At 70.1% G+C, this 15,274-nt stretch carries 12 protein-coding genes; 3 read left to right on the top strand and 9 right to left on the bottom strand.

The window, feature by feature from the left end; genetic code table 11:
• Nucleotides 1-13: 13 nt before the first annotated feature.
• Together M4D77_RS06960 and M4D77_RS06955 are read left to right on the top strand one after the other, a co-directional pair.
• Nucleotides 14-952, top strand: a complete 939-nt coding sequence (locus M4D77_RS06960; protein WP_259935851.1) for a CoA ester lyase — start codon at nucleotides 14-16, stop codon at nucleotides 950-952.
• Nucleotides 953-965: 13 nt separating this feature from the next.
• Nucleotides 966-2,696 (top strand): hypothetical protein, encoded by a 1,731-nt coding sequence (locus M4D77_RS06955; RefSeq protein ID WP_259935850.1) that lies wholly within the window; start codon nucleotides 966-968, stop codon nucleotides 2,694-2,696.
• Here the strand turns inward: M4D77_RS06955 and M4D77_RS06950 are convergent.
• Nucleotides 2,653-3,813 carry a glycosyltransferase family 4 protein gene (locus M4D77_RS06950; protein ID WP_259935849.1) on the bottom strand — a complete coding sequence of 387 codons (1,161 nt, stop codon included), beginning with the start codon at nucleotides 3,811-3,813 and terminating at the stop codon, nucleotides 2,653-2,655. The genes M4D77_RS06955 and M4D77_RS06950 overlap by 44 nt on opposite strands.
• A 103-nt stretch (nucleotides 3,814-3,916) precedes the next feature.
• Between M4D77_RS06950 and M4D77_RS06945 the strand changes: the two genes are divergently transcribed.
• Nucleotides 3,917-4,684: a class I SAM-dependent methyltransferase gene (locus M4D77_RS06945; protein ID WP_259935848.1), complete on the top strand. Its 768-nt coding sequence runs from the start codon at nucleotides 3,917-3,919 to the stop codon at nucleotides 4,682-4,684.
• Nucleotides 4,685-4,790: 106 nt separating this feature from the next.
• Here the strand turns inward: M4D77_RS06945 and M4D77_RS06940 are convergent, their stop codons facing one another.
• The 8 genes from M4D77_RS06940 to M4D77_RS06905 form a co-directional block, all read right to left on the bottom strand.
• Nucleotides 4,791-5,612, bottom strand: a complete 822-nt coding sequence (locus M4D77_RS06940) for a hypothetical protein (protein ID WP_065630340.1) — start codon at nucleotides 5,610-5,612, stop codon at nucleotides 4,791-4,793.
• 55 nt (nucleotides 5,613-5,667) lie between these two features.
• On the bottom strand, nucleotides 5,668-8,214 hold the full coding sequence (locus M4D77_RS06935) for an ABC transporter permease (protein ID WP_259935858.1): 2,547 nt from the start codon (nucleotides 8,212-8,214) through the stop codon (nucleotides 5,668-5,670).
• Nucleotides 8,215-8,235: 21 nt separating this feature from the next.
• Nucleotides 8,236-9,051 carry an ABC transporter ATP-binding protein gene (locus M4D77_RS06930; protein WP_259935847.1) on the bottom strand — a complete coding sequence of 272 codons (816 nt, stop codon included), beginning with the start codon at nucleotides 9,049-9,051 and terminating at the stop codon, nucleotides 8,236-8,238.
• Between the two features lie 93 nt (nucleotides 9,052-9,144).
• The gene (locus M4D77_RS06925) at nucleotides 9,145-10,152 is read right to left on the bottom strand and encodes an esterase-like activity of phytase family protein (protein ID WP_226511772.1); all 1,008 of its coding nucleotides are present in this window, start codon (nucleotides 10,150-10,152) and stop codon (nucleotides 9,145-9,147) included.
• Nucleotides 10,153-10,227: 75 nt separating this feature from the next.
• The gene (locus M4D77_RS06920) at nucleotides 10,228-12,054 is read right to left on the bottom strand and encodes a phosphoenolpyruvate carboxykinase (GTP) (RefSeq protein ID WP_137809622.1); all 1,827 of its coding nucleotides are present in this window, start codon (nucleotides 12,052-12,054) and stop codon (nucleotides 10,228-10,230) included.
• A gap of 211 nt (nucleotides 12,055-12,265) precedes the next feature.
• Nucleotides 12,266-12,661, bottom strand: a complete 396-nt coding sequence (locus M4D77_RS06915; protein ID WP_065630444.1) for a DUF6802 family protein — start codon at nucleotides 12,659-12,661, stop codon at nucleotides 12,266-12,268.
• A gap of 5 nt (nucleotides 12,662-12,666) precedes the next feature.
• Nucleotides 12,667-14,214 carry a hypothetical protein gene (locus M4D77_RS06910; RefSeq protein ID WP_259935846.1) on the bottom strand — a complete coding sequence of 516 codons (1,548 nt, stop codon included), beginning with the start codon at nucleotides 14,212-14,214 and terminating at the stop codon, nucleotides 12,667-12,669.
• Nucleotides 14,211-15,089 carry a hypothetical protein gene (locus M4D77_RS06905; RefSeq protein ID WP_137809619.1) on the bottom strand — a complete coding sequence of 293 codons (879 nt, stop codon included), beginning with the start codon at nucleotides 15,087-15,089 and terminating at the stop codon, nucleotides 14,211-14,213. Before M4D77_RS06905 ends, M4D77_RS06910 begins: the two co-directional genes overlap by 4 nt.
• Nucleotides 15,090-15,274 lie beyond the last annotated feature (185 nt).

The raw sequence follows: 15,274 nt of genomic DNA, 5'->3' as shown, positions 1-15,274 counted from the left end.
CCGAGAGACCGTGATGTACGACGACAACCCCACCTACGACGCCGAGTCGACCGACATCGGTTCGCGCATCGACCCGGTGCTGGCCCGGAGCTGGCTGCTGGTCAACGGCTCCCACTACGCCAAGTTCGAGCCGGCCTCGCGTTCGCGCGCCGACATCGTCGTGCTGGACATCGAGGACGCGGTGGCTCCGAAGGACAAGGTCTCCGCGCGCGACAACGTGGTCCGCTGGCTCGGGCCGAAGGAGGGTACGGCCGGCCCCGGCGCCGGAGACTGGGTTCGCGTGAACGGATTCGGCACACCGTGGTGGGCCGATGATCTCGAGGCGCTGTCGCAGACCGCCGTCGGCGGGGTGATGCTGGCGATGGTCGAGTCCGTCGACCACGTCACCGAGACCGCCAAGCGACTGCCCGGCCTGCCGATCGTCGCGCTCGTGGAGACCGCACGCGGGCTGGAACGCATCAGCGAGATCGCGGCCACCAAGGGCACGTTCCGTCTCGCGTTCGGTATCGGGGATTTCCGCCGCGACACCGGCTTCGGCGAGAACCCGCAGACCCTGGCCTATGCCCGTTCGCGTTTCACGATCGCCGCGAAGGCCGCCCACCTGCCCAGCGCCATCGACGGCCCGACGGTCGGTTCCAGCGCGCTCAAGCTCAGTGAGGCGACCGCGGTCAGTGCCGAGTTCGGCATGACCGGCAAGATCTGCCTCACCCCGGGCCAGTGCGCGCAGGTCAACGAGGGACTGTCCCCCTCTCAGGACGAGATCACCTGGGCGCGCGAGTTCTTCGCCGAGTTCGAGCGCGACGGCGGCGAGATCCGCAACGGCTCCGACCTGCCGCGGATCGCGCGGGCGACCAAAATCCTCGACCTGGCGCGGTCGTACGGCATCACCGAGTCCGACTACGACGACGACCCGGTGCACGCCCCCGCACCCTCGGACACCCACCACTTCTGATCGGCTCGCCGCGGTGACTCCCCGACGACTGTTGCCGGTTCTGTACGGCACCGGTGTCGCTGCGGCCGCGGTGATCCTGGCGCCGCTGCTGCCCGGCCTGATCGGGGCCGGCGACCGGTACCTGCTGTACCGCGATGCGGTGTCCACGCCGCGCACCCATGTCACGGACACCACGCTCGGAATCGGTGACCTGCCGCCTCGCGCCGTGCCGCAGGACTGGTTCCTTGCGATGGTGAGCACCGTCGTCGACGGCGGGATCGTCGTGCTGGCGGTCCTCGCCGCCTCCCTGGTGTGCGCGGGCGTCGGGTACGGACGTCTGGCAGCGCGCCTGGTCCCGGGCGCCGGGCGCACCGGTGCCGCGGCGGCCACCCTCGTCTCGGTGTGGAATCCGTTTGTCGCCGAACGTCTTCTCCAGGGCCACTGGAGCCTGCTGGCGGGGTACGCGGCGCTGGGGTGGATTCTCGTCGCGGTTCTGGATCTGCGGGAACGCCCGGACCCCGTCCGGTTCTCACAACTAGGCGGGCTGCTCGCCGTCGCGGGCCTGACGCCCACCGGTTCCGTCCTCGCTGGAATCGTCCTGGCGGTCGGGCTCCTGGCGCGCCCGATCGGGTCGCGACCCACGGCGGTCGCGCTCGGCCTGTGGGTTCTCAGCACCGTGCCCTGGCTGCTGACGTCGGTGATCTCCGACGCCCCGACCACGTCCGCGGCCGCCGGGGTGGAGGCATTCGGCCTGCGGTCCGAGCCGTGGCTCGGCCCCGTGGGTACGGCCCTGTCGCTGGGCGGGATCTGGAACGCCGACGCGGTGCCGGCGAGTCGGAGCATCGGGTGGGCCGCGGTGGCCACCCTCGGCCTGCTCCTCGTCGTCGCGGTCGGCGCCGGTCACCTGTGGCGTCGTCGCACGGAGTCGGACCCGCTGGTGCGCGCCATCGCCATGCTCGCGGCGGTGACCGCAATCGCGTTGATGCTGAGCACTTTCGGACCGGTCCGCACCGGCCTGGGGTTCGTCGTCGAGCAGGTCGGTGGCGGCGGGCTCCTGCGCGACACGCAGAAGTTCGCCGCACTTCTCGTCCCGGCTGTGGCGGTGTGTGTGGCAGCGGCCGTGGCAGCGGCGAGGCGTCGGGTCCCGTCTGGTTTCGCGTTCGCCGCGGTCGCACTGCTCGCGGTCGCGCCGCTCCCCGACCTGGCGTGGGGGGTCGGCGGTGCGGTGCGCGCGATCGACTATCCCGACGAGTGGCGGCAGGTCGCCGAGATCGTGCCGCCGGACCGGGGTTCGGTCGCCCTGTGGCCTCCCGGCACGGTGCGTGAGTACCCCTTCGCGCGCGATCCGTCGCTCGATCCCGCCGCACGGATGCTGCGGGCGCCGGTCGTCGAATCCGGCGAACTCCGAGTGGACGGCGAGGTGATCGACCCGGCCGGGAAGCATGCCGCAGCGGTGACGCGGGTGCTGGAGTCCGGCGGGTCACCGGTAGCGCTCGCCGAGCTCGGCGTCGGGTGGGTGCTGGTCGAGAACGGTTCTCCGCCTATCCAACTCGCGGACGCCGGACGCCTCGCCTTCGACGGGCCGGATCTGAGGCTGTATCAGGTGGGCGACGTCGTGGATCGGTCCGCCGACGCCACCGACCGTGCGATCGCCCTCGGCGCGCACCTCGTATGGGCCGCGCTGCTCATCACCGGCCTCGTCGGTCTCGGCGTCGGTGTGATCAGCGGCGCGAGTCGGACAGCACGGCGTCGAACGTCGCCATGAACCCGTCGCAGGTCGCCGACCACGAGTAGCGGCTGGCCGTGGTCTGCGCGTTCCGGCCGAGTCGGTGCGCCTCGTCCGGGTTGTCGATGAGTTTCCTTGTTGCGCTGGCCAGTTCGTCGACACCGTCGACGAGGAGCCCGGTGCGCCCGTCGTCGATGGAGTCGGCGAGTCCGGCGGCGCTGCGGTAACCGATCGTCGGGACACCGTGCTGGGCGGCTTCGACGACCGCGAGGCCCCATCCCTCCTTACGCGACGGCATGAGGTGGACCCGGGCCCGGGCGAGCAGTTCGTGCTTGCGGCGTTCGTCGACGTGGCCGTGGAAGGTGACCGCGTCGGTCACCGCGAGGTCGGCTGCGGCGCGGTGCAATTCGTCCGACCACCAGCCACCGCCGATGACATCGAGACGGGCGTCGACACCGTCGCGACGCAGCCGGGCGAGTACGGTCAACGCGTCCTCGACCTGCTTGTGGGGCACCAGCCGCGACAGTACGCAGAGTCGTACCGGCACACCGGGAGTCGACGCCCCGGTGCGCGCGAGCGCCTCGATACCTTGAGGTACCGGATCGATCCCGTTGCGCACGACCGCGATCCGCCCGGCATCGACCCCCAGCGCGACGAGTTCGGACTTCGACGGCGTCGAGACCGTGACGTATCGGTTGCGTCGATGGACGCGCGGCGAGACCCGCGACTCGAGGAACCACCCGATGTGGCCGAGCAGACGGCCGGCGACCGGCCACTGCTCGCGATGACAGTGATGGACGAGGACGACCGTCGGAGCCGGTGAGACGAGCGCCGAGAAGAACGGGACACCGTTCTGGGTGTCCACGACGACGTCGGGGCGACACCCCGCCAGCGGGCCGAACCCGAGCCGGCCCGCGACGATGGTCGCGAGTATGAGCGGATACACGCTGATCCGTCCGCCGGCGCGGAAGAACCGCATGCCGTCCCGGTGCTCGTGGCGGGGCGCCCCCGGGTACGCGGACGTGAGGAAGGTGACGTTCGCGCCGCGTCGAGCCAGTTCGGCGCCCACCCGTTCCAGGTAGGTCTCGCTGCCGCCGCCCTGAGGGTGGCGGGTGTCCCGCCAGCACAGGAGCAGGATGTTCGACGGTGTGCGCATGTTGTCCGTCAGCCTACCGACCAGGCCGTGAGCACCGGAATCCGCCGCACGTCCGCCCGGCGAGGAACCTGTCGCCGAGACACCCCACTAGAGTGACCCGACGATGACGACTTCACTTCCCGGGGGCGCGCGGATGGCCCGGCTCGCCACCCTGCGACGCGCCGCGGGACTGCTGAACGACTTCCGCTACGAACAATCCGATCCCGCGCGCTTCTACGGCGCGCTCGCCGGCGACACCGCTGACATGGTCGAGGCGTTCGTCCCCGACATGGGCGGATCGGTGGTCCTCGACGTGGGCGGCGGTCCCGGATACTTCGCCGACGCCTTCCGGGCCCGCGGCGCGCATTACGTCTCCGTCGAACCCGATCCCGCCGAGATGCACGCCGGTGGGCTCGAGCATCGCGGATCGGTCCGCGGCTCCGGCCAGGCCCTGCCTTTCGCCGACGGATGCGTCGACGTCTGCCTGTCGTCGAACGTCGTCGAGCACACACCGACGCCGTGGGAGATGGCCGACGAGATGCTGCGGGTGACGCGTCCCGGCGGCGTCGTCATCATCAGCTACACACTGTGGTGGGGACCGTTCGGTGGTCACGAGATGGGCCTGACGCACTATCTCGGCGGCCATCGGGCGGCCCGGCTGTACACCCGACGCCACGGTCATCCACCCAAGAACCTGTACGGCACATCGCTGTTCGCGGTCTCCGCCGCCGACGGGCTGCGCTGGGCCCGATCGGCGACCGGCGCCGGGCGCGCCGACCTCGTCACGGCATTCCCCCGCTACATCCCGCGCTGGATGTGGTGGGTCATGCGTGTGCCGGTGCTTCGGGACGTCCTCGGCACCAACCTCGTGCTCGTCCTGCGTCGACGCTGAAGTGCTCGAAGTCCGGTTGCGTCTGGCTGAGCCCACTGCTGGTTGAGCCGGGACTGAGCGAAGCGAAGCCCCGAGTCGAAGCCACCTCCGCACCCAGCGGCCTGAACTACTCGGCGGCGAGGTCCGCGGTGCAGTTGAGGGTGCCGCCCTGACTGGTGGCGGCGGCCAGCTGTTCACCGTCGGCGAGGATGGCGCACGACACCGGTCCGCGGATCACGATGGCCGACATGCTCGCGCGGGTTCCCTCGAGCTGCACCCGCTGGGACCACGGCGAGCCGATCGCCGGGATCACCGTCGGCGATCCCTGGCCGCGGGTGAACGTCAGCGCGACGACGTCCCCGTTGCCGGTCAGCTGGTAGGTGATGGTTCCGGAGCGCTGAGTCGTCGTCGTGGTCGACGTCGTCTCCTCGGTGGTCGGGGTGCTCGACGACGTCGTCTCGCTCGTCGTCGCCGGATCACTCGATTCGGTGGTCGACGATGACGCCGCGCTGGTGGAGTCGCCGTCGCCGGAGCGGGTGACCAGCACGACGACGAGACCCAGGACCACGAGCGCGATCAGGGCGACCAGCGCCAGCCCGATGGTCCGGCCCTTCGACCCCGAACCGCGGGGCGGTTCACCACCGGCCGGCGCGTCGTAGGGCGAGGCACCGTAAGGCGACCCGCCGGTGTACTGGGGGTCGCCATACTGGGGTTCGGTGTAGGGACCCGGATACGGCTGTCCCGGCTGATGCGGTTCGGTGTACGGACCCGGATAGGGCTGACCGGCCTGGTGCGGTTCCGTGTAGGGACCCGGATACGGCTGCCCGGGCTGCTGCTCGGTGTAGGCCTGCGACGGCGGTGCCGACGGGTCGAAGTCCGGATCGAACTGACGAGTCTCCGGCGGATCGTTCCGCGGATCGTTGGGATCGCCCTCTGGTGGTCGGGTCATGCGGACGATTCTGTCATCTGAGGGTCAGTCCCGACCCGACCACCACGAACCTGCGTCAGATGTCGGCGATCGCCTCGAGCGGTCCGGTGCGCGCCGCGCGGACGGCCGGCCACAACGCGGCCAGCACACCGACCACCGCCGACGCGATCAGCGTGATCGCGATGAGCGACCACGGGATCACCGGCGCGCCCAGGCCCCACTCGGCGAGCGTGCGTACCAACGCGACGCCGATGACGGTCCCGAGGAGCACACCCAGCACTGCGCCGAAGATCGAGATCAGCATCGATTCGAGGTAGATCGAGCGTCGGACCTGGGCTCGGATCATGCCGATCGCCCGCAACATCCCGATCTCGCGTTTGCGTTCGACCACCGACAGCGCGAGCGTGTTGATGATGCCGAGCACCGCGATCAGCAGTGCCAGCCCGAGCATCGCGTACAGCGTGCCGAGCATCTGATCGATCTGCGACGAGATCTGGCCCTTGAACTGATCCCGGTCCTGGATCTGCACCGTCAGGTAGTCCGACGTCGCATTCTCCAGATCGGTGCGCAGGGTCTCGAGGTCGGTGCCCGGCGCAGCGTTCACGAACAGCGTGACATTGACCCGCGCGAAGGGCGGGACCAGCTTCTCGTAGACGTCCGGACCCACGACCCACGGCTGCAGCGCTTCGTTGTCCGCGTAGACGCCGGCGATCGGGACCTCGACCTGCTCGCCCGTCGCGGAGGTGAACGTGACGACGTCGCCGCGCTGCCAGCCGTTCGCCTTGCCGGTCCGCTCGCTGATCAGCATCCCGTCAGCGGGCAGATCCGACGACGCGCCGTCCTGCATGTCCATCACGGTCACGCTGTTCAGCGGGCCGCCGAGCGCCGAGAACCCGGTCTCCGACTTGTCGTCGACCTTGGCCTGGACGATGCCGAACGACACCACCTCGGCGACGCCGGGCACCCCGTCGATCGCCCCCGTCACCGCGGGCGGCAGGGGCGACTGGTTGGTGCCGGCCACGATGTAGTCGGCCGTGATGCCGGCGTCGACGGCGTCGTCGACCGTGCCCTTGAACGACTGTCCGAGGGTGCCGATGATCGCGACCAGCATCAGCCCGAGGGTGAGCGCGAACGCCGTCGCGGCCGAGCGCCGCGGGTTGCGGACCGCGTTGGTCCGGGCGAGGCGCCCGATCATGCCGAAGGGCGCACCGATGACCCGGCCGAGCACGCTGACGAACGGACGCGCGATCGCCGGGCCGATGAGGACGGCCGACAGGACCGCGCCCGCGGCGCCGGCACCCACCGTGATCGCGGGGCCCGCACCTTCACCCATCGCGCCGACCACGATCGCGGCGATCGAGGCGACACCGATGACCGCGCCGATGATCGTGCGGTTGCGCAACGAGGCCGACCCCTCGGCGGCCGATGCGCGCATGGCCTCCACGGGCGGCACCCGGGCGGCTCGCGCCGCCGGCACCCAGGCACTGACCATCGTCACCACGACGCCGACCAGGATGCCGGCGAGGATGGCATCCGGACCGATCGCCAGCTCACCGTCCGGCAGGCCCGACGTCGCACTGGTGATGGCCTTCAAGGCGGCCGCCAGCCCGATGCCGATGGCGAGACCGAGCGCGCCGCCGAGGACACCGACGACGAAGGCCTCGAACAGCACCGAGCGCGAGACCTGGCGCTGGCTCGCGCCGACCGCCCGGAGCAGCGCGAACTCCCGATTCCGTTGCGCGACGATCATCGAGAAGGTGTTGTAGATGATGAACGTGCCGACGACCAGACCGATCGCGGCGAACGCCAGCAGGATGTACTGGAAGATCTGCAGGAACTCGTTGACCTGCGCCTTCTGGTCCTCGCGGACCTGGTCGCCGGTGCGGACGTCGTAGAGATCGGCGTCGGCGCCGAGCGCGGAGATGATCCGTTCCTGCAACTGTTCCGGGGTGACCCCGGCGACGGCCGACATGTCGACGACGCCGACGTGCTCACCGTCGGTGAACAGGCGGGCCGACGTCGCGGCGTCGAACTGGGCGTTCACGTAACCACCCGTCGAGCTGGGCGCGTCGACGAGGCCGACGACGGTGACCTCGAGCGGCTCCGAGTTGCCCTGCCCGACGACGATCTTCGTCTTCGACCCGACCTTCAACCCCGCGGCCTCGGCCGCCGAGGTGTTCAAGACGATCTCGCCGGCGTTCTCGGGCCCGCGTCCACCCGGCAGGATCCGCGACTCGTCCGGGTCGAGCGCCTCCGCCGGCGGGATGTAGGTGCTGCCCACGCTCGGGGCGCCACCGGTCTGGATGGCCTTGCCGTCGGAGTCGGCGACCGTGACCAGGCCGTTGTTGTTGACGACGAGTTTGTCGATACCGAACTGGGCACGCTGGTCGCGGAGCTGGTCCACGATCGTGTTCGGCACACCCGGCGACTGCCGGTCGGCCGGGGTCACCTCGACCGCGACACCCTGCGCCGCACTGTCGAAGATGTCGTTGAAGGCCTTCGAGATGGACCCGGTGAACACGATGGACCCGGCCACGAATGAGGTGCCGAGGACGATCGAGAAGAGGGTGAGGAACAGCCGGAGCTTGTGTGCGCGCAGGTTCCGTAGCGAGACCCGGCGCATCACCGTGGAGGACGCCACGGCTCAGAGCGCTTCGGCGGTGTCGGGCGCAGGCACGTTGTCGAGGTTCTTCATGACCTCGAAGACGTCGTCGGCCGACGGCCGGGAGAGCTCCTGCACGATCTGGCCGTCGGCCAGGAACACCACTCGATCGGCGTACGACGCCGCGCGCGGATCGTGGGTCACGATGACGACGGTCTGCTTGAACTCGTCGGTCGCCGCCCGCAGGATCGACAGCACCTCGCCCGAGGAGCGGGAGTCCAGGTTGCCCGTCGGCTCGTCGCCGAAGATGATCGACGGCTTCCCGATCAGCGCACGGGCACAGGCCACGCGCTGCTGCTGACCACCGGACAGTTCGCTCGGCAGGTGTCCGAGCCGGTCGGTGATCCCGAGTCGGGCCACGACGGCGTCGAACCATTCGGTGTCGACGGTGCGGCCGGCGATGTCGACCGGCAGTGTGATGTTCTCCTTGGCCGTCAGCGTCGGCACGAGGTTGAACGCCTGGAACACGAAGCCGATGCGGTCGCGACGCAGCATCGTCATCGCCTTGTCCGACAACGCGGTGAGATCGGTGTCGCCGATGAACACCTTGCCGTCGCTCGCGACGTCGAGACCGGCGAGGCAGTGCATCAGGGTGGACTTACCCGACCCCGACGGCCCCATGATCGCGGTGAACTCGCCCTCCCGGAACGAGATGGAGACGTTCTTCAGGGCCTCGACGGCGGTGTCGCCGACGCCGTACCGCTTGGAAAGGATGTCTGCCCCGGCAGCAACCGCGTGCTTCGGCGTCCCAAAATCATCGCCACCGTCGTCTCGAGCGGCCACATCAGTCGTCGTCATGCCCTCAACGGTGCCAAATCCTGCGCCGGTTGGCCATCAGGTAACACCCTGACCCCACCCTGACGGCAGTGACGTTGGGCACTGCTGCGGCCTCTACTTCGGGATCTGGACCTCGAACGAGTGGAGGCGGTTGGGCGATCCGACGTTGTCCGACACCACGAGAAGGGTGCGGGTGCGGGTCTTCGCGAACGGGTTGTCGGGATGCCAGTTACCCCAGGCGAGTCCCGACATGTTGCCGGTGAGCAGGTGCGGCGTCGCGGTGGTCGAGAAGATCCGACGCTTGGTCATCGCCTTCTCGCGTCCGCTGAGCTTCTTCTTGTTCGTCACCGAGGTGGCGCCCCGGGTCGTCGTCCAGAAGATGTTCGACAGCTTGCCCGGGCCACGTTCGAGCACGAGGAAGTCCGTCGAGTTGATGGCCAGCACATCGGCGGCCACCTTGTTGGCGTCGGTGCGATAGACGAACTCGCGATTGGTCTTGCCGAAGGTCAACAGACGAGCCGATCGTGCGGCGTCCTGCCGGAGTCCGCCGGCGGTCAGGACGCTGACCTGACCCTGGGGTCCGACGGCCACGCCGGTGAGTCCGCGCTGGCCCGCCAGACCCGACTTCGACGACGGGCGCCACACCGACGGGAGCGGCAGGTCGCGGAGGACCTGTCCGATGGGCCCGATCTGCCGGACGAACTGGTTGTTGCCGCCGCTGACGACGGTGTAACCGCCCGCGGACTGACGGATGCCCTCGAACTGGGCCTGTCCGGGCAGCAACGGGAGGAACCACGGGCCGAGGACCGTGCCGCCGCCGTTGATCCGCGGCTGCCCGGTGAAGGACGCGGTGACGGAGGTGTACCCGATCGACGCCGTGAAGAAGCGAGCCGGGAGCACGTCCTCGGCGATCATCACGTAGTTGCCGTTACCGGTCCGATCGATGCCGGAGATCCGGTTGACGGTGGGAAGCCCGTTCCCGATCGTCGTCGAATCCGTGAAGAACGCCGTGACCCCGGCCCCGGAAGACGGTGTCGCCGAAGCCGGTTGGACCGCGACCGACGACGCCAGTCCCAGCGCGCAGGCAGCGGCGACCGAGGCGCCCCACAGACGTAGTTTCATGAGGGGCACGATACCTCAACCGTCACTTCAGACCCATCCGTACGTTCAGCCCCGGAACCGCGCAGCAAGGCCGCGTCAGGCCAGGCGCTGCTTCAGACCGTCGAGCTCGTCGCGCAACGAGCTCGGCAGCTTCTCGCCGACGAAGTCGAACAGCTCCTCGATGGACGGGATCTCCTCGCGCCACTCGTCGGGATTGAAGGCGAGCGCCTCCGCGACGTCCTCCGCAGGCACGTCCAGACCGCTGACGTCGATCGACTCCGGCTTCGCGACGATGCCGATGGGGGTCTCGACACCCTCGGCCTCACCCTCGATGCGCTCGATGATCCACTTCAGCACGCGGCTGTTCTCGCCGAATCCGGGCCACAGGAAGCGCTTGTCGTCGCCCCGACGGAACCAGTTGACGTAGAACACCTTCGGCAGCTTCGACTCGTCGGCGTTCTTGCCGATGTTCACCCAGTGCTGCAGGTAGTCGCCGACGTGGTAGCCCATGAACGGCAGCATCGCCATCGGGTCGCGGCGCACGGTGCCGACCTTGCCCTCGGCCGCGGCGGTCTGCTCGGAGCCCACGGTGGCACCCATGAAGACACCGGTCTGCCAGTCGCGGGCCTCGGTCACCAGCGGCACCGTGGTCTTGCGGCGACCGCCGAACAGGATCGCCGAGATCGGCACGCCCTTCGGGTCATCCCACTCGTCGGCCAGCGACGGGCACTGCGAGATCGGGGTGCAGTAGCGCGAATTCGGGTGCGCGGCCTTGTGATCGGACTCCGGCGTCCAGTCGTTGCCGAGCCAATCGGTGAGGTGCGCGGGCGCCGGGCCGTCGATGTCCTCCCACCAGATGTCGCCGTCGTCGGTGCGGGCGACGTTGGTGTAGAGGGTGTTTCCGGCCTCGATGGTCTTCATCGCGTTCGGGTTCGAGTCGTAGCTGGTACCGGGAGCGACACCGAAGAAACCGAATTCGGGATTGATCGCGTACAGCCGGCCGTCCTCGCCGAAGCGCATCCAGGCGATGTCGTCGCCCACGGTCTCGGCCTTCCAGCCGGGGATCGTCGGCTGGAGCATCGCAAGGTTGGTCTTGCCACAGGCACTCGGGAACGCCGCGGCGATGTAGTACACCTTGTTCGCCGGGCTGGTCAGCTTGAGGATCAGCATGTGCTCGGCCATCCACCCCTCGTCGCGGGCGATGACCGAGGCGATGCGCAGGGCATAGCACTTCTTTCCGAGCAGCGCGTTGCCGCCGTAACCCGATCCGAACGACCAGATCTCGCGGGTCTCGGGGAAGTGGGTGATGTACTTCTCGGTGTTGCAGGGCCACGGCACGTCGGCCTGGCCGTCCTCGAGGGGCGCACCGACGGAGTGCAGCGCCTTCACGAAGAAGCCGTCCTCGCCCAGGATCTCCAGGACGCGGGGGCCGACGCGGGTCATGATCTTCATCGACAGCACGACGTACTCGGAGTCGGTGATCTCGACACCGAGCTTGGGATCGTCGGAGTCCAGCGGGCCCATGCAGAACGGGATGACGAACATCGTGCGGCCGCGCATGCTGCCGCGGTAGAGCTCGGTCATCGTCGAACGCATCTCGGCGGGATCGACCCAGTTGTTGGTCGGGCCGGCGTCCTCTTCCTTCTCCGAGCAGATGTAGGTCCGCGACTCCACGCGGGCCACGTCGGCGGGGTCGGAGTTGGCGAGGAAGGAGTTCGGCTTCTTCTCCTCGTTCAGCTTCACCAGGGTGCCGGCCTGCACGAGGTCGGCGGTCAGGCGCTCCCACTCCTCGTCACTGCCGTCGGACCACACCACCCGGTCGGGCTGGGTCAGCTCGGCGACCTCGGCCACCCAGGCCAGCAGTCCCGCGTGCTTCGTCGGAGCGCTACTCGGGTCCAGTCCGGGAATGGTGGCTGCGGTCATCGTTGGGGCCTCCTCCGAGGTGGTGGCCGCTTGAATGGCCACCTGTCAGGTCGTCTCGCGGTCAAGGATACGTCCACCGAGCGGGCGCTAGGTCACGGGGTTCGCCAGGTGCGGTCTATCCCACGCCCGACGGACAGGTGACAAAAGTCCCTGGTGATCGCACGCGCTCGGTCTCGGCGCGGAACGGGCCGGGTCGGGCGCCGGTCACGTGTCAGCCGATTCGTCCCGATCCGCCGGAGATCCACTGGCCGGTATCCGGGTCGAGAACCGCGGAACGGAACTCGCCGTCCGCACCGATCTCGGTGATCTTGTCGACCTGCCCGTCCCGATCGCTGTCCGTGTACACCGTAAACCCGTCGGGCCCGTTGCGGGTGAGCGAATCGTTGATGCCGTCGTTGTCGGTGTCCACCTCGGCGGGTCCGAGATCCCAGATCCGGCCGTCGTCGTGCATCCACAAGTGATCGTCGAGATCGTCGGACGCCGGTGTCTCGTGCAGTGCGGCCACCGAGTCGACCGAGTGCGGGTCGGCGCCCTCGGCCGCGCCGAACAGCGAGGCCTCCTCCGGGCGGGCCGGGTCCGGAAGGTCGTCGGGGAACATCGGGTCCATCGAGATCACTGCTTCCCGTCGTCGTGGCCGGCCCGGGCGACCCCGGCCGTTCCGTCGTCATGCCCTCGGTCGTCCCGACGTCCCGCCGGATCGTCGGATTCCTCACCCGGGTCGTCGGTGCGGGAGACGACCGCCCAGAGCGATTCCGACCGCGCCACCAACTCACGGCGGATCTCCGCCGCGCGCTCGCGACGGGTTCGAGCGTCGCGGACGCCGACCCCGCTGCGCAGTCGGCGGATCTGCTCGTCGAGGCGCGCGACGTCGGCCGCCACCTCTCGGTTACGGCGTTCGTGCGCCCGGGCGATCTGGCCGGCGATCCGGGTCTCGGCCGCGGTGACGCGCAGGGCGAGCTGGTGATCGAGTGTCGCCCGCGCCTCGGCGAGGAGCTCGGCGGTGCGTGCCTCGCGATCGGAACGCTCCGCAGCACTGCGCCGGACACGGATCACCCACGCCGCGACCGCGACTCCGAGGATCAGGGCGAGCGGCATGCTGACCCACTGCAACGTCTGGACCGACTCCATCGGTGCGACGACGAGGCGTCCCACACCCAGACCGGTCGAGGCCCCGAGGACGACCACCAACGCGTCTTCGGCGCCTGCGCGCCGCGCCCGGCCGCTCGACCGCTCGGTGTGGAGGGGTACCGCGGGCCAGTCCTCGTCCGCCGACGGCTCCGCGTCCAGGCCCACCAGGGCGGTCGACCGGACCGCGTCGACGCGCTCGTCGGCGCGACGACGGACGCCGTCGGCGAGGGCGGCCCAGCCGGTACGGACCCAGGCGCCGTACGCAGAATTCGCGGCGGGAGCGTGGCCGGCGGCGGACGCCGCCAGATCGCGCACCCCGGCGTGCAGTTCCGCCGACGTCTGCGATCGGACGCGCGCGAGTCCGGCGCGCACGGCCGCCAACCGGTCCGGGCGTCCGCGGTCACGTGCGGCGACCAGTTCGCGACGCACGGCCAGGAGATCATCGACGGCAACCTGTGCGGACGCCGCCTCGTCGGCGCCGCTCGCCGGCGCGCCGAGGAGGTGCTCGACCGCCCCGAGGCCCGCCGCGAGCCTTGCCCGCTCGGCGCGGAGTACGCCCGGCGCGTCAGTCGTCTCACGCAGCCACTCCACGAGGGCGTCGATCCCCGACTCGTCCACCGCACCCTCGAGGGCCGCGACCGACGACACCCCGAACAGCGGCAGCGTCGCGAACGGGTCGAGGACGGCCCGGTGGGCGCGCACGGTCCGCGGCCACTCCCAGAACGCGTCGATCTTCGTGCACACGATCGCCACGGTCCCGACCTGCGCGCGCATCTGCTCGACGAGGAGACGTTCCTCCTCACCGACCGACGACGACGGGTCGACGACCACGACCGCCGCACCGGCCGACGCACCCGAGCGCCCGCCGCGGGCGACGATGTCGAGGTCCGGGGCGAGCGCCCGGCAGGCCTCGACCAGCGTGCGGACGCCCACTCCGTCGGTCCCGACGACCAGCACGTCGGTGCCCGCGTCGACCCCGATGGCGTCGAAGCCGGTCAGCTCCCGCGCGGCGGCGAGTGCCGTGTCGGTCATGTGCCCGCTCCTGCCCCGGCCAGAAGTCGCTCGGCACCGGCGCGGTCGACGCCCGCCGCGGCCGCCTCCTCCAACCGGGCGCGCAACTCGACCTCACGCCAATGCCGAATCCGGTCGACTCGCTCCCCGATCGGTCCCGCGAGATCAGGAACGCCGCTGGCGTCGCGGAGCGCCCGGCTCAGGGCCTCGGCGTTCGCGGCCACGGCGGAACGGGACTCGATGAGCGCGAGCGCGGTGTCGATGCCGTAGGCGTCGAGCCGGCGCAGCAAACCCTGCCGCATCAGCCGTTCGTCGGAACCCGGACGTCCCACGAGGAACCGGCCGGCCATCGACGGCATGCCGACGCCTGCGGCCGCCATCGTCGCCAGCGCGGCGAATTCGGCGTCGTCGAGGTCGGCGCAGGCCAGCAACTGCGAGACGGGGTACACCGGCGTGTCCAGACGCCCGGCACACGACGCCGCGACCTCGACCGCAGCATCCCAGTCGCCGTGCGTGTCGGCCTTCCCGAGCACCACGAGCACACGGTCGGCCGGGAGGGACGCGAAGAGTTCGCGGTCGGCGCGCCGCGGCGGTCCCGCCAGGACCAGAACCCACAGATCGGTGTCAGCGGCCCCCTGCTCGTCCTCACCGGGCCCGATCACGGTGAGCGACAGTCGTTCTCGCAGCGCACGAGCCATCGTGTCCCGACCGGTCCCGGGCCGGCCGACGACCTGGACGTGCAACGGACGGAGGAAACGCCGGCCCGCGCCGGCCAGGACGGGCACGAGCGGCGACACCGGGTCGACGAGGTCGACGAGTCGTCCCTGCTCGGCGGCCGTCCACAACTCGCTCCCGGCGGGCACGCCACGCCGGCCACCGTTCACCGGTGCCCCCACCGCAGCCTCCTCGCCATCCGACCCCTGCGCCTCCCACGACCCGCGTCCACCGCACCGCCACCCCGGGCATCGGCGCACGTGAACCGCGACAGGGCCGAGAATAATCGGGATCCGGGCGAACGGCGGAGACAGCTCCACATCCCCTCGCGGGGCCGGACGGGTCCGCGTCCGCACCGCTGCCGTCC

Source organism: Gordonia sp. p3-SID1431 (assembly GCF_025143765.1).
Classification (GTDB): domain Bacteria; phylum Actinomycetota; class Actinomycetes; order Mycobacteriales; family Mycobacteriaceae; genus Gordonia; species Gordonia hongkongensis.
Note: the sequence above shows the minus strand (reverse complement) of the source record. Positions and strands in the feature narration are given on the sequence as shown.